Source organism: Sulfurisphaera sp., from assembly GCF_059755235.1.
Window position 1 is genome coordinate 113,205 of the sequence record NZ_DBPRYF010000052.1, and the last position, 21,806, is coordinate 135,010.

Sequence of the window (21,806 nt, forward strand, 5' to 3'; positions counted from 1 at the left end):
TAATTTTTATTCTCTCTTATATTTCTTGCTTTTATTTTTAGTTCAGCAAATGAAAAATTGACGTTCAAATAGTTTAACCAAATCGTTTTTTGAAACAACTTTCTAATCAACAAATAATCTTTTACAATAATTCATAACTAGCACAAAGAAGCCACCCCCAACCTTAAAGGCAGGACCACTAGTGTAAAATTTAATATTGCTTATACAATTTATACTTGACATGATCTCACTAAGTAAGGAATTAGAAGAATATAGAGCCAAAATTAGAGAATATACTCAGAAAACTGTTAAGGAATATGCAAAACAAATGGACGAAACAAATGACGGCGGTGACAAGATAGTTAAAGATCTAGGAGAGATGGGATTACTCGGAATGAAACAGCCGACTAAATATGGGGGATTAGGATTAGGAGAGATGGGATTTGCAATAGCTACAGAAGAACTAGGAACAGAAAGTGGAGGAGCTTCTCACTCCTTACACACACAACAAAACGCATTACAACTCCTAGTTTCGATTGGAGGAGACTCTGCACAAGAATGGATTGAAAAGGGGATAAAAGCAAAAGAGATCTATGCTGTAGCGTTAACAGAGCCACAAGCTGGGTCTGATTTAGGAGCATTACAGACAACTGCCAAGCCCGATGGTAATGAACTAGTATTATCTGGGGAGAAGATATTTACTAGTGCTGCGTCCTTCTCAACAAAAATGGTAGTATTAGCTAGAACAAGTGGAAACCCTGGAGATAGACAAGGAGTCTCATTACTTTTAATTGACTCAAAATTACCGGGAGTAGAAATCCATAAGTTAGACATAATGGGAATAAGAGGAGCTGGAGTGTCTTATGTTAAATTTAACAATGTAAGGATATCAAAAGACAGTATTATAGGAAAAGAAGGAGATGCATACAGAGGAGCATTAAAAGCATTAATGGTAAGTAGAAATGGGTATGCAGGGATCGCAGTAGGAATAGCTAGAGGAGCATTAGAAGAGGCAATAGCAAGAGCACAATCAAGAAAACAATTTGGGAAAGCATTAGTAGAGCAAGAATGGATTGGATTCAATTTAGCTGATGCTTATATAAAAGTAGAGGCATCAAGACTTCTTACATGGAAAGCAGCGAGTTTATTTGATAACGGTTATGAGGCAACGACAGAAGCTTCTATGGCTAAGTACTATGCAGCAGTTACGTCAACAGAAGTAACAAGACTTGCACTTCATATATTTGGAGGACATGGTTTAAACAGAGGTTCTAAGGTAGAAAGATTATACAGAGATGCAAAAATCATGGAAATAGCCGAAGGTACAAATGAGATGCAGTTAGTTGCAGTATCTAGACTCTTCCAACCAAAGAAATAAAAAGATATAGAACTATGAAGTTTAGTAAAAGGACTGGAGTAGAATACTTCATAAATTGAAAGAAACTAAAACTTTTTCCTCCTCTACTTTCTGAAGCTTCAGAAATTATTATGTTACTCGCTGCACCTATAAGAGTAAGGTTACCTGCTATAGTACTTCCTGCTGCTAAGGCTATCCAGTCTATTGTTGATGTTGCTCCCAGTTGATACATTTCTGGTATGTAAATCGCAACAAGAGGTACATTACTAAGTACCTGACTAAGCAAAATACTTGAAACCATGATTAGAAGGACATCTGTAGGTGGAGGGAGAACTTGGTAGATTAATTGTATAACCCCGCCTTTGTATAACCCTTCAGTGAAGATGAAAAGACCAATAAAGAATATAATAGTTGACCAATCTATTCTGCTCATTATATCTCTACTTTCCGTACTTATAATAAGTAAAATCGATGATGTAGTTAAAGAAGCTAGAAGTATATCAACTCTGATAAAACTAAATATAAAGAAGAGTACCACAGTTATTATAAGAAGAATAAGAGAAGAATAAGCTAACCTCTTATTTACTTTTATGTCAATCTTTATATCATCTATTTTTACGTCAGACAGTTTATTTTTAAAGAGAAAAAGCATTAGAAAATACGATAAGAGGAGATTAAGTATAGTAGGGACTCCAAGATATAAAAGAAATGTAACAAAAGGTTCCTTTATATTCCCTTCAAGGGCTATGAGCAAATTTTGTGGATTACCAGTAGGCATCATAACACTGCCTATAGTGACACCAAATGCGAGAGCGTATAGAAAAGGTAACTCATCAACATTCATAAATCTAGAAACTTCTAAAATCACTGGCGTCCAACTAGCTGATATACCATCATTTGTGACTAAGTTAGAAAGCAGTCCGGAGTAAAGAAGAATATAAAACATAATACGCCTTGGCTGTTTGTAACTACTAACTATTTTATATGCCAAATATTTTAAGAAACCAGAGACTTCTAGAGATGAAGCAAACACAAAAAGAGTAATTAAAAATAGTATAACGTCAAGATTAATAGATTGTAACGCCTCATTTACACTTAAAACTCCAGTAATGATCATCAAGACCCCTCCAAAAAACATTGAAGCCCAAGGTGGAACTTTTGATAACCCTCTGAAGGCTATCATACCATAGACTATAATTGCAATAATCAATGCAGGTAAGTACACAGGTTCGAATATCCATTCTGGACTAAAGAATTTTCTCTTGGGCCAAAACCTCTTTTAACTTTATTATTCGAAGCTACCTTTACGTGAAGTTCTTCCTAGGACAAACGTTTATAGTAGCTGGTTTAACGATGCTGTCTTTGCTTTATCCAATAAACTTGTATCAACACACACATTCAATGACTCTACTTGGGCTTAGCATAACATTAAATAATATAGCTAATGGTTTTGGTTCTTACTTTTGGGGCTCCCTTATCGATAAAAATAAAGAAAGGTATTCATATTTCATACTACTTCCAATAAGCGGAATAATAATATCTTTTCTAACGCTAAAGACTAATCTTGGTATAATAGGTTATAGTATACTCGGATTCTTTAGTGCATTAGACGGGCCTCTTTATTCTGTTCTTTTATTAGAACAGTTAGAGGTTGAAAAAACTGTCTTAGGTAATGTCAGACTTTCTCAATTATCTCTAGCAGGAAATATTTTAGGAAGTGTATTAGGTGCAATAGTTGCAGATTTCCGCATATTACTTGGGTTCTTTATAATCGCGCTAATCCTAAACGCTATTTTGGTACCAAAATATAAGGGAGAAATAAGGGAGGATAAAACTGAAAAAGTAAAAGCAATAAAAGATCTTACAGAGGCTATCCTCTCTTTTTCCATATTTAATCTTTCTGCGGAAATTTTCTATGTTATTTACATACCTACTTTAGGATTATTCAAAATACCCAACTATGTGTATTTTCTTAGTTACACTGGACTTTATATCTTTGACGAGTTTGTTTACAATAAAGCAGTGAAAATTGTAAAAGATAATGAACTATACTATAGTTTTATTGTAATGAGCCTTAGAGGGTTAATAATGATAATTCTCGGCGTTCTCACATTTCTCAAGATAAACATAGAATATGGAATAATATTACCATTCGTCTCATTTGGTTCTTTATATCCGCTATATAGTACATCATTCTTTTCACTAATGTTCAAAAACATAAAGAAAAATAGAGGTTCAATATTAGGGATCTTTAATGCTGGAGAGAATTTTGCCTCCGCAGGAGGAAGCGCTTTAACGGCATTAATTTCGGATCAAAATATACCACAAGCGTACTTTATGGGATTCTTTGGATTCTCTTTAGCATTCTTCCTATGGCTTGATTTCTTAAACAAGAGAGCGCAAGTAAAAGCTTAAAGAATATTTTAAAATGATATGTTGATTAGTAAACAACGCAGAGACTTAAGGATGATAGACTTATCATATTTATAATAGTAACATATGTGCGACGATTTCCATAACTTTAGTTAACAGAGACATAATGCCTAAGAAGGTATATTAAAGTCAATCCCAAATACTTCTATGTTATTTTTTCCTTATATATTCGATTGCAAATCTTCAACAAACCGTTATCCTTTAAGAGAAACTTGTTTTATGAAGAAATTATGTTATGGCGCCGCGGGAAGGACTCGAACCTTCGACCACCGGGTATCTGCACCCAGTGGATTAACAGCCCGGCGCTCTGCCAGCTGAGCTACCGCGGCATTTAATAATATAACATGACCACTTTTATGATTTTCGCTTCATCCACTTAATTATATTTATCGAGAAAAAGCTCGAGACAGACTTGTATAAGAATAAAGGAGCGAGTAATACTCTAACAATAAACAGCATTAATAAACCAGAATCAGAACGTACTGGATCTCTAGTAACTTAGTATCCCATATAGGTAGAATAATTAGTGTATTTTCCTTAACATTACCTATATAAAGATTAACTTCATATTTTGTTAAGGTTGTGTTTAATGAGCTAAGAGGGGTTACATTAATTACACGTACTAAATTACCTATTTGATCAGTATAGATCGAATCGTTATACATATTCAAATATGTCATATTGAAATAAAGTATAAATGAGACTGTAGAATTTGGTTCAGCTTGAACAAAACTAGGTTGGACGTAAAATACGTTATATTTAATAGAACCATTGCGGATAAATTGAGGTGATTTATTAAACGGAGTATATGTAATGCCTCCGGTTATATTTGCAGGCAAAGAGGCTATTAAAGCGGTTTCTGACCTAACATAGCTAGTATTACTTAAATTTAGAACATAAGCTGGTGCAAACGAGTTATCATCTATTGTAGTGCTATTCTTTATTTCATGAAATTTAATAGGACTAGGAGGAAAAATATAATAATACGTGGTTAGATATACGACGACAAAAGCGATAGCCAACGAAAGCAATACACCACTAGCCGCTGCAATAGCTAATTTATTCACACGATACCTTTAAGCGAAATACTTTAAATATCTATTCCAATCAATGAAGGAAAATCTTATTTAATATAGCAATAGAATTATATTAATGGAGTTAGAATTATCACCGTCTACTCGAAGAGTTTACTATTACTTACTAAAGAAAAAAGAAGCTACCTTAAGACAAATACAAGATGATTTGGGTTTTGCATCCACAAGTGCCGTTAGATATCATGTAAAGAAACTCATTGAAAATGGTTTAATTAGAGAGACTTATGACGGAAAATATGTTGTGAATAAGGTAGTTCTTGATGATGATTATATAATGATATTTAACAATATATTACCAAAAAGTATATTCTTTGCATCTTTCTTTCTTACGTCAACAGTACTTATAATTACTTTGATGTTTTCACATCCTTTCGCTATGGAACTTTATGCCTCATTAATAAGCATCTTAGCTTCCGTTTTATTTGTATCTGACTCAATAAAGAGATATAGCAAGTTTCAAAGAGTACTAAAGTCACGTGAGTTAGAAGAACCTAAATAGAGAAAGTTTTATTTAGTTTGGAAAAATAATTATATTATGTCTCAACAACTAGATCCTATTCAAATAGCTAGACTTCCTTATACACAAAGAAATGAAGTTCTAAGTAAAATCTTCCAGATGTTATTAACACTAGATGAAAATACGGTAGTCAAAACAATGACTGACGTTTTAAATGTATTAGCTAGCAAGGCTACTGATGAAGAGTATAAGAACTGGTGTGAAAGTGGAGGAAGAATAATTTCCATGTATGATGATAATGTGATAAAAGCTATACTTAAACTCAGAGCAAAAGCAGTATCTAACTTACCTAAAAATTTAGCTGAAAGAGACGCAAAAATTATGAACGAAGTATTACAGAGTTTAGATCCTTCAGTGAGAGAAAAAATTATGAAAAATATGAAATGAATTCAGCCGGAGATAATTACTTCATCTTTTCAGCACATCGACCCTCATCACAATCCAATTTCTTTTAATACTCCATATATTAATGAATTTCCATCCATATTTTCTTGCAATGGACTCCTTACTTTGCCTACATAAATTCCCCTATATTTTAAACCAACTTTTAAGGTTGAAGGGTAGTCGCCAGTCATTATAGCTTCGTTTAATTTATCAATTTCTTTTTGTATTTTTAATGCCTCGACTACATTTCCTTTTTGTAGTGCTTCAAACTCTTTTACCATTAGCTCTGGGGCAATATTTGCTACTGCTGAAACTACACCGTCACCACCAATCAGTATTGAGTCAATTATTAATTCATCGTTACCAATAAGCAAAGAAAATTCTTTGTTAAGCTCCTTCAGTTTCAGAAAATTCTTAAAACTAACTAAATCATTTGTTGTGTATTTCATTCCTTGAATTATACCCTCTTCCACTAACGTAGATATCGTGTTTTCTGATATTTCATAAGTATTTCCAGGGTAGTAATACATGTTCAGAGGAGTTCCAAACTTTGATAGACTCTCATAGTACTGTATAATCCCTTTTTCTGAAGGCTTATGATATATCGGTGGAAGACTAGCTATCTCTTGTGCACCATAATCTATAGCTAGTTTAGCTAATTTTAATGCATTATACAGAGAGTTTTCAGTTACATTTACTATAATATTTTTACTCAAATCTGAGATTTTCTTTATAAATACCTGCTTTTCATCCAATGATAACATATTGAACTCTCCAGTAGATCCTAGGACGAAATAAGTCGTTATACCATTTCTCTTCAAGAAATTTATATAGCCCTCTAGAGCGTCTAAATCTAATTCTTCATTTTCTTTAAATGGAGTTACTATTGCTGGAATTATTCCTTTCATATACTTATCAAGTTTTAAATAGCTTTGAAGCAAATATTCTTATTGTGAAGATCTCAAGGCGTGAATTAAGCTATCTTTTGACAATAAAAAGATATAATGATGAGGGGAAGCCAGCAAAATTATCTTGGGTATCCAAAGATCTAAACATAAGTCCTGCAAGTGCACATGAGGAGATTCTGCATCTAGAAAGTAAAGGTTTTTTACAAAAAACAGAAAAAGGGATTTACTTAACTAATGAGGGGAAAGATGCTATAAATTCATTAGTTAAAGCTCATAGAGTTATAGAAACTCTCTTAGTAAAAGCTGGAATATCGCCAGATGAAGCTTGTAAGTATACTCAACAGTTTGATTTCTCAGTCCCTGATGAAGTAGTAGAAAAAATTTATGAGTTTCTTGGAAAGCCTGACAAATGCCCTCACGGAGAAAACATACCTTAATAAACTTTTGATTAAACAAAACTTTTTAAACTAAAAATAAAATTATGTAATTCATGATAGACGTTTCATCAATAGAATCGCAAATAGGACTATTACAATATATTTTATCGATAATATCTGGTTTCTTAGTTGGTTTTACTTTAGGATTAATAGGCGGGGGAGGATCAATACTTGCAGTTCCCCTTTTATTGTATTTCGTAGGTTTAGCTTATTTACCAGGGGTAGCTGGGAACTCTACAGCGGAAAGTTTGGTTGATCACCTTGTTATAGGTACTACTGCATTAGCAGTAGGGTTAAACGCTTATATAAACGCCTTTATTCACTGGAAAAAGGGAAATGTCAGAATCCTTGAAGGGGTTATATTCACAATACCCGGAATTCTTGGCGATTATGTAGGTGCTAGGCTAGGACTTTTAATTCATGGTGATTTACTATTATTCTTATTCGCAATATTAATGATAGTAATTGCCATTATGGTTTATAAAGGAAAAGATAGACCAGCAGTATCAAAGACATACACAAATGGAGGAGAAAAAAGAGGTATATTACAAAGAGTAAACTTTGCCAGAATTATTCCAATAGGGTTTGCAGTAGGATTTGCTTCTGGTTTCTTCGGAATTGGTGGGGGTTTTCTTATCGTGCCGGGTTTACTTTTTAGCACTGGGATTTGTATGATTAAAGCTGTTGGAACTTCCTTAATTGCGGTAGGGACTTTTGGAGTTGCTGCATCAGCTACGTATGCCCTCTCAGGTTTAGTTGATCCAAGAATTAGTATACTTTACCTTTTGGGTGGAATAGGTGGCGGTTATGTTGGTGCAAGAATTGCTAGTAGCATGCCAAGAGGAATGCTGAGAAAAATATTTGCAATTATTATAATATTAGTTGCTATATACATGATGTACCAGAATATACATGCAATAACATCAATAGTTTAACATCTCCTTATACAAAACATCTATTTTTGCTTCTATCTTTGCTTTAACTTCTAATATTTTGCTCTTAGTTTTCTCATAATCTTCATTTTGAATGTATTGTTTCAACTCTTGAAGATCTTGTTTCATATCATCATCTTTCATGTTCCATAAACCAGATAATTCTCTATTAACCCATGGGAACACTGTTTTTTCTTTTCTCTCATTCAGATGTAATAAAACCTTTTCAATAGACGTTTTTAACAAAATTAAATCTTGAAGTTCAAAGAACTTCTTATTTGCTGACATTAAAGTTAATAGCTTCCTCTGAGATTAAATTTTTAACAACCCCACTCTCCTCCGGGATCCGAGAGTTATCTGTGAGGATCCTCAGCCGAGTGGGGAACATTGTGATGATGCCGACATAGTCTGAGCAGTGAAGAGGGGTCGATTCCCTGATGGATAGTTTAGAAAAAGTAAGAGAAGAAGTTCTCTCTTGTAAAAAGTGTAAGTTATGGCAAACTAGAACTAATTCAGTACCAGGAGAAGGAAATCCAAAAGCAGAGATTATGTTTATAGGTGAAGCACCCGGAGAAAATGAAGACAAAGAAGGGAAACCTTTTGTTGGTGCTGCAGGGAAGCTCTTGACACAATTAATAAAAGATGTCTTGGGGTTAAGCAGGGAAGATGTTTTTATAACAAACGTAGTGAAATGCAGGCCTCCTAACAATAGGGACCCGGAAGAAGAAGAAATTCTCGCATGTTCGCCTTATCTAGACAGACAAATAGATCTGATAATGCCAAAAATAATTGTTACTCTTGGAAGGCATTCTACAAAATATATCTTAAACAAAATTGGAGGAAATTTTTCTTCAATAACTAAAGTAAGAGGTAAAGCGTATTCTTGGAAATATAAAGATAAAGAGATTGTGGTTTTCCCTACTTATCATCCAGCAGCTGCACTTTATAACCCCAACTTAAGAAGAACTTTAGAGGAAGATTTTAAGAAGATTAGGGAGATGATGACAACGACAAAACCAAATAAGTATACCATTGAATATTTCCTTGGTGGTAAAGATAGATCTGGGAATAAAGGGGAAGAAAGTAATAGTAACAGCAGCAAGTAAAGGTATAGGATTTGCTACCGCAAAAAGATTTTTAGAAGAAGGAGCTAAAGTGATTATTTCTTCTCACGATGAAAGAAACTTGATTAAAGCGTATGAGAAATTAAAGGAAATCGGGGAAGTAAATTACATCGTGGCTGATCTAACCAAGCCCACAGATGTAGAGAATTTAGTTAGAAAAGGTTATGAAATACTAGGAGGTCTTGATGTACTGGCTTACGTTACTGGAAGTCCAAAACCCGGGAACCTGCTGGAGTTAAGTAATGAGGATTGGCTTAACGCATTTTATTTACTTCTAATGAGTGCTGTTATAGCTGTTAGAGAATCTGCTAAGTTAATGAGCAGTGGCGGAAGGATTATTTTGTCTACTTCAATGACACTAAAAGAACCTTTGCCTAACCTCGATCTATCTAACGTAGTAAGGCTATCATTAGCTGGATTAATAAAATCAGCCTCTAGAGAGTTAGGAGAAAAGGGGATACTAGTTAATGGAGTTATGCCAGGTTGGACTTATACAGATAGAGTAGATCAATTAGTTAAAGATAGAGCGAAGAGAGAAAATAGAAAAGAGGAAGAAATTGTAAAAGAGATAGTTAAAGATGTTCCATTGAAGAGAATAGGAAAACCGGAGGAGGTTGCTAATGTGATACTGTTCCTGGCATCAAATCTATCTACATACGTTACTGGAGCATTAATCCCAGTTGATGGTGGGATCATAAGAGCTACCCTTTAAAACATTAGTACTAATAATACCACCTTTTTTTCTTTATATATAGAACGTCATCAAATAGCTTGCTAATTGTTATATCTTCGGATGTAGAAATAAGCGTAGAGTGAAGAAAAGTGAAGATTATCAACTTCTACGTGGACAACTTTAGAAGTTTATCAAACATAAAACTGGAAGACCTTGGAGGGTTAAACGTAATAGTTGGTTATAATGGTTCAGGGAAGACAAATTTACTTACCGCAATTTACTTGTTTATTAAAAACCTCGGCTCTGGGTTAGAAAAGAGGAGTATCGAGGACAGAAATCAAGAATATATGTTATTGTGGAAAGACTATGATATAAATAAGCCTATAACTATTGGTGGTACTCTAGAATTTTCAGAAGAAGAAGTTATGCAAGCATTAGGTAGAAATAGAAAAATGAGAGTTGAGATAGTAAACAAGATTAAGTATAACAATCATTTTGTTGAATGGAATATTGAATCATTTACAGTAGATAATTCTCCTCCGATAAGAGATCAATTCGAAGAAGTAAAATCGTTATTTTCTATCGCAACTCAAGGAATAGAGTATGTGCCGATATTTGACCAGACATACTTTGATGCTGTATTAAAGAAAATGGTTGAGATGAATAGAAGCCCCATTAACATGAGAAGAAAGTGGTATGATTTCATAAACTTGATAAGTGAAGTTATTCCGGATATAAAGGGAGTGGAATTTTGGGACTCAAGTAAACTTGTTTTAAATATCCAGAATTTACCAATTTATATTGATTTAGCGGCAAGTGGCTTTCAAAGAGTTATATTAATGTTATTCATATTATGGCTTAGTGGAAGGAAGATATTATTGCTTGAAGAACCCGAGGTAAATATGTACCCTACCCTACAGTCTAGAGTTATGAAACTTATCAAAGATTGGGCTAATAATGAAATCTTTCAAGTATTTATAACTACGCATTCACCTTATGTCATTTCCTCTCCAGTAGATAATTACATTGTTATGAAAAAGAAAAGTGGAGTTTCTTCTGCTATTAAGGTAAAGTTAGATGAGCAGTTAAAAACAATAACTGGAATTTTAAGAGTTAACTTATCAGAAATATTTTTTGATAAATTAATTATTGTAACTAGCGAATTAGCAGAACCTTCAGTTATATTGAATTGGTTAAGAAGAATAGGAATAGCTAACGATGAACTAGGAATAGGGATATACAAAGTGAGTACAGACCTTGAACTCCAGCTATGGTTAAGATTACGTGAGCTACTTGGTTTAGATATATTGTTCTTGGGACTTTGCGATAAAATAGATATAAACTTGAAAGAGTACTGTGTACCTTTAGGTAAAGAAGTGGAAAACTATTATACTAAGAGTAAGATCATCGATGTAATAAGAAAATTCGGAGTTTATCCAGATGAGAAAGAACTAAGAGAATTAACAAAAGAAGAGACATACAGTTGGCTTGTTAACGTATTTAGGAAAAGAGGAATAGATTATGGAAAAGTCAGAAATAGCATAGGAGAACTAGTTACAATGTATGATGGCGTAGAAATGCCAAAGGAAATGGAAATACTCGCAAATAAGATTAAATCTTTTGAATCGATATAAAAATTATGAATCAACTTTTATTTGCCATAGGTTTAACTGTGGTATTTCTAGGTTTGTTTTTAGTTACTTTAGGGCTTCTTTTAGAAATGAGAAATAAAAGCGAAGAAGAGAAAGAAGAGGGAAAAGAACAAAAAACAGAATATGGCGGAGTTATCTTTATAGGACCTATTCCTATAGTTTTTGGAAGTAATAAGAAAATAGCAAAAACTATGTTGATTATAGGAATAGTTATCTTTGCTGTTCTTATGATATTAACTCTTATAACATACCTCTAGCTTTCATTGCATCTACTACTCTTTCTATTGAGATTGCCATAGCTGCAGTCCTTAAATCTTGATCTCCTAACTTATTATATTTCTGATAAACTCCTTCAAATGCGTCTTCCATCCTCTTAATTATCAAGTTCTTTGCTTCCTCTTCAGTCATAATTTGTCCCATCTTATTATTAGCCCACTCCACGTAACTTCCTACAACACCACCAGCATTTGCTAATATATCTGGAACAACTGGAATACCTCTCTGTTTCATAATCTCATCTGCGTCTGCAGTTAATGGACCATTAGCTCCTTCAACAATTAATTTAGCTTTAACTTTCGGTGCATTGAACTTATGGATTACATTCTCTAATGCAGCAGGTATTAATATATCGCACTCAGAAATTAACAGATCGTCATTTGTAACTTTCTTTCCAGTTGGATAATTAATTACTGAACCCGTGGTATCTTTAACTTCTTTCAGCTTTTTCAAATCAAGACCATTAGGGTCAATAACTCCTCCTTTAGAATCACTTACACCAATAACTTTTGCTCCCATTTGTTGCAAAAATTCAGCAGCATAAGAACCTACATTACCAAAACCTTGAATTATAACTGTTGAATCATTAAGCCCTCCTAAGAACTTTTGCGCAGCTGCTTTAGCTATTGTGGCTACACCTAGACCAGTACTATATATCCTTGCAGGTAGTCCACCTAATTCTATTGGTTTCCCAGTAAATACTGCAAAGTCAGCCTTACCAGTTATTTTAATGTATTCATCTAAAAACCATGCCATGGTTTGAGGATTTGTATTTACATCTGGAGCCGGAACGTCTATATCGCTTCCTATATATTTGTACAATGCGTCTATGTATCTCCTTGATAAAGCTTCTAATTCATCTCTTGTTAGTTTCGTAACATCTACTCTAATTCCACCTTTTCCTCCACCATAGGGTAATTGTAATAAGGAGTTTTTCCACGTCATCATCATTGACAATGCTATTACTTCATCTTGTGTAACATTTGGATGATACCTTACACCACCTTTATAAGGACCTAATGCACTATTGTGTTGAGACCTCCAGCCCATGAACGTTTTTAATTTGCCATCTGCGCCTCTAATTTCAATTTTAACTTGTATTACCCTCTCTGGGGTTGCTAGATCTTGTAAAACATCTTGTGATAAACCAAGGATTTCACCTACGTGATATAGCTTTTTAACTTGTTGGTCATAAAGGTTTGAAGAAAGAGTTTCTTGGACAGCTGAGGACATATCTCTCATTCTCTATATTCTCAATCTAAAAATTTTAACTTAACTATATACTTTGAGTTGAAAGTTTTAACTTACAGTTTATCTCTGTCTGAAAAGAATAATTATTGCTGACAATACAACAGTGACCACTATGGCTATAATCAGTCCTTCATTAAAATTAACTAGGTGATAATCTAGAGTAGTGTATTTTGGTGACGTGATGTTGATATATTTTTGATTGATGTTATAATAGTTATTCCCTAAAAACTGCAACTCAACAGAATAGTTATGTAAGAGTACACTATATACTAATTCTTCTAGAAGAATATGAGAATCTTGAGAGAAATAAAGATACACTGTGGCATTTTGTGTAGCATTCCTATACAATAAAGCGTTCTGTACACTACCATTAACCAACTTTAATTGTGTCGTGTTTATATAATTAAAGTAGTTACCATTCCATTCTATTTGTGATGAATTTGTCTGTAGGTAAGTTAGAACTTGACCACCTATTGGCTTAAAGTACAGCTCGAAGTTAACATTGACGCCGTAAAAACTGTTAGGAATAACAAGATTGCCTTGCTGAGGATACAAAAGATATACTATTTGACCCAAATAGTTGCCAACAATAAACGGATAGTAAACTTGAACATAATTTTGAGGTTGAAGAGAATTGGAAGCAGAACTATAAACATACTCTAGGTAAAGATAAGGCTGTGATAAGTAGGTATTATCTAAAGACGAATTAAGTGTAATGTTGTATTCTCCCCCGTAGTTTATTAACGACATAACAAGGGTTGAGCCGTTATATGTAGTAGTATAATTAGCAAGTATCCCATTACTAAGGAGGTCATAAAGAGCAAAGTAAGATGAATTGTAAACAATAGCGAACTCATATGCAGTAACATTTTTGCCAAGAAGAGTATAGTTTAAAGAATCGAGATAAGCAATCACATAAGGCGAAGATTTAATAAACAACGCGTACGTATTGTTGAGCATTAAGAAAGGCGGAATATAAGGATAGTCAAGGCTAACAACATCTTGAAGTATATTAAGACTATAGTTACCTTGCCTAATAAAAGTAAAGTTCTCGGTAAAATTACCAGAAATTTTTACGTATATATTTTCATTGCTAACGTTAGTCACGGTATAATTTACCATATATGTTCCAACTGTTTCAGTAACCTTAGTAGGAACTACTGTATTTGTTGTTGTACTATTAACTAAAGTAGTCTTTGTTTCATTTTGAGTTACTTGCTTTTGCAATTCTATTTTATATTGTAAATCTTTATAAATTGTTATTGTATTTATGACGCTTGGTTTATTGTAGTTATTATACATTGTAGGCAAAGAGTGGGTTACCATTAAGGGTACTAGAAGCATTAGAGCTATGAGAATGATACTTTTAATCATCACATTTCTACGTTAAATAACTATATATTAACTTTTATCCCATGATAACTTTATATGGAACATCCTCTGGTTGCAGTCGGAGCAGTAATATTTGATAATGAAGGAAAAGTTCTGCTCGTAAAAAGAAAACACGCGCCGAATAAAGGGAGCTGGGCAATCCCAGGTGGTAAAGTAAAATATGGAGAAACTTTAGAAGAAGCGATAAGGAGAGAGATGAAAGAAGAAACTAATCTAGATATTAACGTGAAAGAACCCTTGGCTATAGTCGAAATAATCAAAGAAGGATTTCACTATGTAATAATAGATTTTATTTGTGAGATAGCTGGAGGAGAACTGAGAGCTGGCAGTGATGCTGGAGAAGCTAAATTCTTTTCTATTGAGGAAATCAAGAAACTAGATACTAGCCCCACCACAGTTGAAATGCTGGTCAGATATTTTAACAAAGAAAAAATTCCGCTTATGATAGTAGAAAGAACTACTCAAATCTCCAAGTAGACTTGTCTTTACTATCAAGGATCTTCACTCCTGCGTTAGATAATATAGCCCTTATTTGGTCACTAAGGTCATACATTTTTTTAGCTCTTAATTCATTTCTAACTTCAACAACTGCGTCAATTATCTTATATAGCATATCATAAGTTGGATAAAACTCCTCATCCATTATTCCAAATACATAATTAAATTGCCTAAAAGCATCAAAGGCTAGCATCGCAGACATGAAATCTCTAGAATATTGTATCTTAGAGAATACTAAGCTGGATATTTCATGAATATATGACAAAGCTTTTGCCGTATCGAAATCTTCACTCATAGCTGCATGAAAACCTTTAAGCAATTCAACTATTTTCTTTTGGTCATGGATATCTTCATCTTTAGAATAATATTTTGGCCCTTCTTTTATTACACTTCTTATAACGCTCATGGCGTCTTTTAACCTAACTATTGCGTTCTTCGCTTGTTCTAGTGATTCCTCGCTATAATCTAAACTGCTTCTATAATGAGATGAAAGATACCAATAACGGAGTATAGAAGGGCCCCAGCTTTTTAACGCTTCATTAAGAGGAATTATATTACCTAAGGATTTGCTCATTTTTTCCTTTCTAATTGTTAAATATGATACGTGAACCCAGTACTTTACCCATTGTTTACCAGTTAATGCTTCACTTTGTGCTCTCTCGTTTTCGTGGTGAGGAAAGACAAGATCAATTCCACCACCATGAATATCGAATTGTTCTCCCAAGTACCTCATAGACATAGTCGAACATTCGATATGCCAACCAGGTCTTCCTTTTCCCCATGGAGATTCCCAGTAAGGTTCTCCAGGTTTCCAAGCTTTCCATAAAGCGAAATCATAAGGGTTTTTCTTTTCTTTTACAAACTCTTCTCCTTGATTCCATTCTTCTTTTTTTGTACCAGATAAAGCTCCATAGGAAGGAAAAGAATCAACATCAAAGTAAACACTGCCACTAGGAGAAACATAAGCATGACCTTTATCGATAAGAGCTTGAACGAAATCGATTATCTCTTTTATATGATAAGTAACCCTAGGATGTTGATCTATTTCAACTTTTAATTGTTGCAAATCATCTAAATAGTCTTTTGTATAAAAATCTACTATGTCTTTCCAATCCTTTCCCGTGTCTTGAGCCTTCTTTATGATTTTGTCATCAATATCGGTAATATTCTGTACCCTTATTACATTATAACCTCTAAGCTTTAGATATCTAACCATTGCATCAAATGCTACAAAAGTTCTTCCATGACCTATATGAAGATAATCATAGACTGTAGGTCCACATACATACATTTTTACTGTTTGAGGCTCTACAGTCTCTAATGGTTGAAGCGTTTTTCCGAGAGTGTTAAAGACCTTAATCTGCATTATTTATTTCACCCTCGAATAGCTTGAAGGTCCTCTCTCTAATCTTTGGTATTATTTTTAATTCTGATGGTTCCACTCCTAGTAATAAGGCAAGCTTTACTGATAAGTAGCCTGCTAATAAAGTCAGGCTTGAGATATTCTTCAAAATAGAAGAATAAAACGGATAAACCTTATAAGCGTTTATTAATTCAGCAGTTGCTTCGTCAATCTTATCTGAAACAAAAACAATAGGGTAAAAATTATTAGGAGAGGAATAAAGTTCAATCTCATTGTGATTAGCCTCCGGTAGTTCACTAAAAAATGCTGGATATTTTGCATTCTCGTTGACCTCTTGCTTGAATCTCTCGGCTATTGGTAATAAAGAAGAAGCATAAAAGATTGGAATCTTACCAGAAATTTCAGAAGCTAAAACACTTGCTATCTCATTAACCTTAGACGCACTTTCTCTTACTCCTTCTAATAGTTCACTTACATTAAAGCTTGTTCCTAACCCTTCATTTATCAATCTGACTAGGTAAGTAAAAATAAAAGGAAATACATATCTGGTTTGTAACCCTTTAGGAAGTTTAATCAGAGGTAGGTTATGCTTCTTAGCGATTTCCTCAATCTTTCCGCCAGAAGTTATAACTACTACCTTTTTAGTTTTCTTCAAAGAAGAAAGAATTGCTACTATAGTCTCTGTAGTGTTACCAGAGTAGCTCACCGCAAATACTGTGCTCTTCTCGGTTACAGAAGGACTGTAACCTCTAAAAAGCTTATAAGAAGTTGGAAGTTGTAAGAGTTCTAAAATCCTGCCCGGTATCCCACTTCCTCCTATGCCTAAATAAACTAACTCTTCGATTTTCCCTATAGAAGGTATATCAGCCTTTAAAGCTTCGGAAAAATAGTTTTCCCATTGCTCATACGGATTAATCATTCTTTTACCACCATTGAAATGCTAATTGAAGGAGGATTTGTAGAAACTGTAGCTGTTATACTTTCAATCCCTATTTTCTTTAGGTTTGGTCTTAATTCTAGTAGAGAATAAGAAATATAGAGTGATACAATTGATAAGTACTCCTCAAATAGACTTGAAATTTTACTGCTAACTAAGACAGAGTAGTTGGTAGGTTGCATAAGAAATAATAGAGATACGTTAATTCGTTCAACCAAGATAAGTAAGTTTGAGAGAGCTTCACTCCATTTTTGCTCTTTTATACTCTCTTCAAGTTTGTTAAAAATATCTAGTTGTTTTTTGCCTTCTGCTTTTAGAAATCTAAGGATTTCAGCCTCATTAAAACCTAAACCAGCTTCATTCGTACTTTCTAACTTTTTGATGAAATCCTCAAATACATTTCTTGTTGCTTCCATAAAAGAATTTTTGAATACAATATAAAAAGGTCTTCTCTTATGTAATTATATGGAAAAATTAGTGGTTATTGGCGGCGGAGCAGCTGGTATGAGTGCTTCATCTAGAGCTAGAAAATTAAAGCCTGTAATGGAAATCACTGTTTTTGAAGCAACAAAAATGGTGAGTCATGCGCCATGCGGTGTGCCATATTTTATTGAAGGTCTATTTGATGACGAGAACTTATTTATGACTTATACCCCTCAATTCTTTCAAGAGAAAAGAAAGATTGACGTTAAAATAAACACAAAGGTGACAGAAGTTGATCTTAATTCTAGAATAGTCTATGCTGAATCAAAGGATGGTAAAACAAAAACTGAATACGATTACCTTGTAATTAGCACTGGTTCACTTCCAAAGAAACTTCCAGTAGAAGATGGAAATGATAGAGTGTTTTATGCGCATCATCCTGCTAATGCGGTTGAGCTCAGAGAGAAACTTTGGTCATTGAACACTATAGCTGTCATAGGAGGAGGAATTCTAGGAATAGAGTTGACAGAGGCTCTAACCAACAGAGGAAAGAAAGTTATACTATTACATAAAGGAAGTTATCTTCTTAACAAGATGTTAGATCAAGAATTGGGAAGCATCATAACGCAAAGAGTAACTAAAGACGCAGAAGTTAGGCTTGGAGAAAAAGTTGAGGCAATAAAAAATGGAGGAAGGTTAATCATTACTGACAAAGGAAAGTATGAAGTAGACGGCACTATAATAGCAATTGGTGTAACTCCCAATGTTGATTTATTCAAAGACAAGATAAAACTGGGAGAAACTGGAGCAATTAAAGTAGATGAACATATGAGAACTAGTTATAGAGAAGTATATTCAGCAGGAGATAACACAGAATCAGTTAATATAATAACCGGAACTCCCTATTGGGTTCCTTTTGCCCCCGTTGCTAACAAAATGGGATACGTAGCTGGAAGTAACATTGGAGGCCATGAAATGACTTTCCCTGGAGTAGTAAATACTCAAATAACTAAATATAAGGAGTTTTACATAGGAAGAGTAGGATTACAAGAAGATGAGGCAAGGAAGTATGGATTCAAACCTTTTTCAGCTACTATAACTGGAAAGACTAGAGCTAGATACTACCCTGGAGCGAAAGACATTCACATTAAGGTTATAGCAGACGAAAACAGCAAAAAAATACTCGGAGCTCAAATAGTGGGAGAGGAAGAAGTACTAGGAAGAATTGATATGATGGCAGCAGCTATAATGAAAGGATTTACCATAGAAGACACATTCTTCATTGAGATGGGCTACTTACCAGCTATAAGTAGGGTTTGGGATCCAGTGATTGTGGCAATTAGACAGTTAATGAAAGACGAATAAGATGCGGTAATACCAATTGGTATTACGCCATATTTAAATATTTCCATCGATATTTTTATATGAAAAATGACTGAAAATAAGGGACTCTTTGTATTACTTAACGAGATTGTGCAAAAATATATCAAAGATTACTTTGACGTAAAAAGTGGTACCTTTGAAGAAAACAGTCCTAATGACATATTTCTAGGGACTAATGAAGTAATTAACGAGGTTCTGCCTAAAGACATCAAAAGACCTATCTATGCTATTGACGGAAGTAGCAGAAGCCTAACTTCAGCTGGTGGAATAATTAGCATTTCAACATTGGCAGTTTCATCCTCTTACTTATCTATTTACGGTGTTTTCCCCTCCCTTTTTGATCTGCCAAGTTTACCAATAAATAAACCATTTATTGGGTTAGCCTCTTCTAATCCCTCAAGAGGCAGAATCGAACCATTTCTTTACTCCTCCAATTCTTTATTAACTTCAATTTCGTTAAATGGAGAACCTTTCCTATCAACTCACGATCCAGAAAGAATTGAAACAGAGATTAGAGGAGTCCTTGAAACAGAAGCACTTAAAATAACTAAGGATAAAGGATTAACAATTATTGACGGTCCATTATTTCCATCGTATATCTATTTGCCCGACAAAGTCAAAACTATACTCATCAAAGAAAGAAGTAAAACAATTGACCAAAATTATATTGGAATTGTAAAAAGGCTAGATAAATCAAACCTCCTAGTGAAAGTTCTAAGTGAAAATAGTAAAGAATTTGAAAACAAATACAAAATAAATCCACAGAATTTTTTGTCTGACGAATCGTTCCTTTACCAATTAGTTAGGTTTAACTACGCTCCTCCATACCCTATCTTGTCTGTTGGACCACTTGTTAGAGAGATTGAGAAATTAAGATATTATATTTTCTATTTAGTACTCCCCTATCACAAATACGTACCTAAATTTTCCATATTAAGAATAGAATCAATGAGCAGAGATGCTATAAATATTGTCTCTTCTTTGCCCTTTTCTGGTGACGGCATACCAAAGATCTTAGCAATTGCGGATAAAACAGCAAAAGAACTTTCTAGCGGAATATTGAAGTACATTATTTTCTCTTTGAGCAGAATAGGATTGCAAGAGAGTTTTAGAGACAAGTTTGAGGTGTATAACCTTGTCTGAAGATTTTGTATCTTCTATCAAAGATAAGATGGATAAAGCTAGAGCATTAGCAATCACTCTAGGTACTATTATAGGAAGAGTGGCAAAGTATTTACCAAATAAAATAGACGAAGAAAATAACACGGTAAACATTATATTAGACGTTCAAACCTATTATAAATATCCATTTTTGGGAAGAGTAGGAATATTACTTGCAGCTATAGATATAAAAACACTCTATCTAGTTCTTTTGCGAGTTGTGGGATATGAGAGGAGTGATGTATCCTCAGTGCTTTTTTCCGATTCACCTTTGCTATCAGTAAATGAAAAGAACGATGAAGAACCTGGATCACTTGTATCTAACGTCGTAGTAAAATGTGAAATGTTAACAAAAATTAACATAATAGAATCTACTGAACCAGAAGCGGCAGATATAGTAATTGAACCACAATCTCCGGTTATATTACCTAATCCAGATGTGATAGAAAGGGCATTAGATACAAATAGAGGTCTACTAAAACTTGGTTATCTAGATTCTCCAGAAAGTAACATAAAAGTAAGTATAAGTCTGGATGACCTAAATTATCACATGCTAATTTTAGGAACTACCGGAGCTGGAAAAACCTCTTTTGTGAAAGATTTAATTGCAGGTATTTATAAGGTTGCTGAAGACACCAGAGTATTTGTGTTTGATGCAACTGGGGACTATTATCACGTTTTTTTACCTCCAGACAAAAATAACAAGGTAGTTAAAGATAATCTTTCTCTATTTGAGAACTTATATTCTAAGTTTAATCAGATCGAACTTGGAATAATATATCCCGTGTCCAGAAAGTGGTTAAAGAAATACACAAATGGGAAAAGGGATTTACTTACTATTACTACAACATATTATCGGCTTTACGTAGAACCAATAGTTAATTACTTAAAAAAGAAGGGATTTAATTTTTACGTCAATGTCAATCCCGGAAGTATAGTAATTAGTAATAGCGAATGGAAAGCAGAGACGCACATTTACCCATTTTATTTTAGGTTTGACGATGTAAAGAAAATTTTACCTAGGTTAAACCCATATTTCTCAGAACAAGCAACACAATTTTTAAAAATACTTATAAGAAAACATGGTAATGATTATAATTCACTTGATGACTTAATAGATGCTCTAAACACTGATAGCATTGAAAATTTGAGCATACATAAGAGCACAAAGGAAAATATACTTAGAGGACTTTACTTACTTAAGGAGACTGGACTTTTTGATGTAAAGACTGAGAGAAAGCCGTTAAGTCAATTATTAAGAGATACACACAGACTTCTTATCCTTGATCTTTATAACAGTGAACTTGACGACTTTACACAAAAGATACTTACATATTATTTTCTAGATAAGATTTTTGACATTAGAGAAGCTGAGATGAAGAAAGGCTTGTTAAAAGATAGAATGGTTTTAATAATAGATGAAGCACATAAGTTTTTCCCCTCAAATAACGGTGGGGAAGAAGATGCGAATTACGTTAGAAGAGTTGCGGGGAAGATCTCTACTATGATGAGATTGGGAAGGAGAAGAAGAATAGGGTTTATTTTTTCTACTCATAACCCTAATGACCTTTCGGATATAATAGTTCAATTAGCAAATACAAAGGTGATCTTCAGAATTAAGCCAGAAGTAGC

The 21,806-nt window shown here is 33.8% G+C and carries 23 protein-coding genes and 1 tRNA gene; 14 read left to right on the plus strand and 10 right to left on the minus strand.

Annotation, left to right across the window (positions count from 1 at the left end; translation table 11 throughout):
* The first annotated feature begins 220 nt into the window (after positions 1-220).
* A complete protein-coding gene (locus AC3OCB_RS11470) occupies positions 221-1,357 on the plus strand; it encodes an acyl-CoA dehydrogenase family protein (RefSeq protein WP_498342680.1) in 1,137 nt (378 codons plus the stop codon).
* Here AC3OCB_RS11470 and AC3OCB_RS11475 read toward each other — a convergent pair.
* A complete protein-coding gene (locus AC3OCB_RS11475; RefSeq protein ID WP_498342681.1) occupies positions 1,332-2,561 on the minus strand; it encodes a sodium:proton antiporter in 1,230 nt (409 codons plus the stop codon). The genes AC3OCB_RS11470 and AC3OCB_RS11475 overlap by 26 nt on opposite strands.
* Before the next feature lie 83 nt (positions 2,562-2,644).
* Between AC3OCB_RS11475 and AC3OCB_RS11480 the strand changes: the two genes are divergently transcribed.
* Positions 2,645-3,751 carry an MFS transporter gene (locus AC3OCB_RS11480; RefSeq protein WP_498342683.1) on the plus strand — a complete coding sequence of 369 codons (1,107 nt, stop codon included), beginning with the start codon at positions 2,645-2,647 and terminating at the stop codon, positions 3,749-3,751.
* A 254-nt stretch (positions 3,752-4,005) separates the two neighbouring features.
* Here AC3OCB_RS11480 and AC3OCB_RS11485 read toward each other — a convergent pair.
* Both AC3OCB_RS11485 and AC3OCB_RS11490 read right to left on the minus strand, forming a co-directional pair.
* Positions 4,006-4,098 (minus strand) — tRNA-Asn (locus AC3OCB_RS11485).
* Positions 4,099-4,227: 129 nt separating this feature from the next.
* Entirely contained in the window at positions 4,228-4,836 is a 609-nt protein-coding gene (locus AC3OCB_RS11490) for a hypothetical protein (RefSeq protein WP_498342684.1), read from the minus strand.
* 85 nt (positions 4,837-4,921) lie between these two features.
* On the opposite strand from AC3OCB_RS11490, the gene AC3OCB_RS11495 reads away from it, so the two are divergent.
* Both AC3OCB_RS11495 and AC3OCB_RS11500 read left to right on the plus strand, forming a co-directional pair.
* On the plus strand, positions 4,922-5,362 hold the full coding sequence (locus AC3OCB_RS11495) for a winged helix-turn-helix transcriptional regulator (protein WP_498342686.1): 441 nt from the start codon (positions 4,922-4,924) through the stop codon (positions 5,360-5,362).
* A 36-nt stretch (positions 5,363-5,398) separates the two neighbouring features.
* Positions 5,399-5,767, plus strand: a complete 369-nt coding sequence (locus tag AC3OCB_RS11500) for a hypothetical protein (protein ID WP_498342688.1) — start codon at positions 5,399-5,401, stop codon at positions 5,765-5,767.
* Between the two features lie 47 nt (positions 5,768-5,814).
* Here AC3OCB_RS11500 and AC3OCB_RS11505 read toward each other — a convergent pair whose 3' ends face one another.
* Complete coding sequence (locus tag AC3OCB_RS11505) at positions 5,815-6,672, minus strand: dihydrodipicolinate synthase family protein (RefSeq protein WP_498342690.1); 858 nt, start codon at positions 6,670-6,672, stop codon at positions 5,815-5,817.
* Between the two features lie 44 nt (positions 6,673-6,716).
* Between AC3OCB_RS11505 and AC3OCB_RS11510 the strand changes: the two genes are divergently transcribed.
* Together AC3OCB_RS11510 and AC3OCB_RS11515 are read left to right on the plus strand one after the other, a co-directional pair.
* A complete protein-coding gene (locus AC3OCB_RS11510) occupies positions 6,717-7,109 on the plus strand; it encodes a metal-dependent transcriptional regulator (protein WP_498342692.1) in 393 nt (130 codons plus the stop codon).
* Positions 7,110-7,162: 53 nt separating this feature from the next.
* Positions 7,163-8,044, plus strand: a complete 882-nt coding sequence (locus AC3OCB_RS11515) for a sulfite exporter TauE/SafE family protein (RefSeq protein WP_498342693.1) — start codon at positions 7,163-7,165, stop codon at positions 8,042-8,044.
* On the opposite strand, the gene AC3OCB_RS11520 is transcribed toward AC3OCB_RS11515, so the two are convergent.
* Positions 8,033-8,329 (minus strand): hypothetical protein, encoded by a 297-nt coding sequence (locus AC3OCB_RS11520; RefSeq protein WP_498342695.1) that lies wholly within the window; start codon positions 8,327-8,329, stop codon positions 8,033-8,035. The two genes, AC3OCB_RS11515 and AC3OCB_RS11520, sit on opposite strands and share 12 nt — an antisense overlap.
* Before the next feature lie 149 nt (positions 8,330-8,478).
* On the opposite strand from AC3OCB_RS11520, the gene udg reads away from it, so the two are divergent.
* From udg to AC3OCB_RS11540, 4 genes are all read left to right on the plus strand, one after another.
* Positions 8,479-9,147, plus strand: coding sequence for a type-4 uracil-DNA glycosylase (gene udg, locus AC3OCB_RS11525; RefSeq protein ID WP_498342697.1), 669 nt, complete (start codon positions 8,479-8,481; stop codon positions 9,145-9,147).
* On the plus strand, positions 9,098-9,877 hold the full coding sequence (locus tag AC3OCB_RS11530) for an SDR family oxidoreductase (protein WP_498342721.1): 780 nt from the start codon (positions 9,098-9,100) through the stop codon (positions 9,875-9,877). The genes udg and AC3OCB_RS11530 overlap by 50 nt, the downstream gene beginning before the upstream one ends.
* Before the next feature lie 110 nt (positions 9,878-9,987).
* Positions 9,988-11,472, plus strand: a complete 1,485-nt coding sequence (locus tag AC3OCB_RS11535) for an ATP-dependent nuclease (protein WP_498342699.1) — start codon at positions 9,988-9,990, stop codon at positions 11,470-11,472.
* A 5-nt stretch (positions 11,473-11,477) separates the two neighbouring features.
* On the plus strand, positions 11,478-11,747 hold the full coding sequence (locus tag AC3OCB_RS11540; RefSeq protein WP_498342701.1) for a TIGR00304 family membrane protein: 270 nt from the start codon (positions 11,478-11,480) through the stop codon (positions 11,745-11,747).
* Here the strand turns inward: AC3OCB_RS11540 and AC3OCB_RS11545 are convergent.
* Together AC3OCB_RS11545 and AC3OCB_RS11550 are read right to left on the minus strand one after the other, a co-directional pair.
* Complete coding sequence (locus AC3OCB_RS11545) at positions 11,731-12,999, minus strand: Glu/Leu/Phe/Val family dehydrogenase (RefSeq protein ID WP_498342723.1); 1,269 nt, start codon at positions 12,997-12,999, stop codon at positions 11,731-11,733. The genes AC3OCB_RS11540 and AC3OCB_RS11545 overlap by 17 nt on opposite strands.
* A gap of 78 nt (positions 13,000-13,077) precedes the next feature.
* On the minus strand, positions 13,078-14,391 hold the full coding sequence (locus AC3OCB_RS11550) for a hypothetical protein (protein WP_498342703.1): 1,314 nt from the start codon (positions 14,389-14,391) through the stop codon (positions 13,078-13,080).
* A 54-nt stretch (positions 14,392-14,445) separates the two neighbouring features.
* Here AC3OCB_RS11550 and AC3OCB_RS11555 point away from each other — a divergent pair, with 54 nt between their 5' ends.
* Positions 14,446-14,886 carry an NUDIX hydrolase gene (locus AC3OCB_RS11555; protein WP_498342704.1) on the plus strand — a complete coding sequence of 147 codons (441 nt, stop codon included), beginning with the start codon at positions 14,446-14,448 and terminating at the stop codon, positions 14,884-14,886.
* Here AC3OCB_RS11555 and cysS read toward each other — a convergent pair.
* From cysS to AC3OCB_RS11570, 3 genes are read right to left on the minus strand one after another with little or no spacing between them, the layout of a single operon-like run.
* The gene (gene cysS, locus AC3OCB_RS11560) at positions 14,867-16,276 is read right to left on the minus strand and encodes a cysteine--tRNA ligase (protein ID WP_498342724.1); all 1,410 of its coding nucleotides are present in this window, start codon (positions 16,274-16,276) and stop codon (positions 14,867-14,869) included. The genes AC3OCB_RS11555 and cysS overlap by 20 nt on opposite strands.
* Positions 16,263-17,189 (minus strand): bifunctional phosphoglucose/phosphomannose isomerase, encoded by a 927-nt coding sequence (locus AC3OCB_RS11565; RefSeq protein ID WP_498342705.1) that lies wholly within the window; start codon positions 17,187-17,189, stop codon positions 16,263-16,265. The genes cysS and AC3OCB_RS11565 overlap by 14 nt, the downstream gene beginning before the upstream one ends.
* Positions 17,186-17,623, minus strand: a complete 438-nt coding sequence (locus tag AC3OCB_RS11570) for a hypothetical protein (protein WP_498342707.1) — start codon at positions 17,621-17,623, stop codon at positions 17,186-17,188. Before AC3OCB_RS11570 ends, AC3OCB_RS11565 begins: the two co-directional genes overlap by 4 nt.
* 49 nt (positions 17,624-17,672) lie before the next feature.
* On the opposite strand from AC3OCB_RS11570, the gene AC3OCB_RS11575 reads away from it, so the two are divergent.
* The 3 genes from AC3OCB_RS11575 to AC3OCB_RS11585 form a co-directional block, all read left to right on the plus strand.
* Positions 17,673-18,995: an FAD-dependent oxidoreductase gene (locus tag AC3OCB_RS11575; RefSeq protein WP_498342709.1), complete on the plus strand. Its 1,323-nt coding sequence runs from the start codon at positions 17,673-17,675 to the stop codon at positions 18,993-18,995.
* Between the two features lie 66 nt (positions 18,996-19,061).
* Positions 19,062-20,156, plus strand: a complete 1,095-nt coding sequence (locus AC3OCB_RS11580; protein WP_498342711.1) for a DNA double-strand break repair nuclease NurA — start codon at positions 19,062-19,064, stop codon at positions 20,154-20,156.
* Positions 20,149-21,806, plus strand: a 1,658-nt coding sequence (locus tag AC3OCB_RS11585) for an ATP-binding protein (protein ID WP_498342713.1), incomplete at its 3' end; no start/stop codon positions are given. The genes AC3OCB_RS11580 and AC3OCB_RS11585, both read left to right, overlap by 8 nt.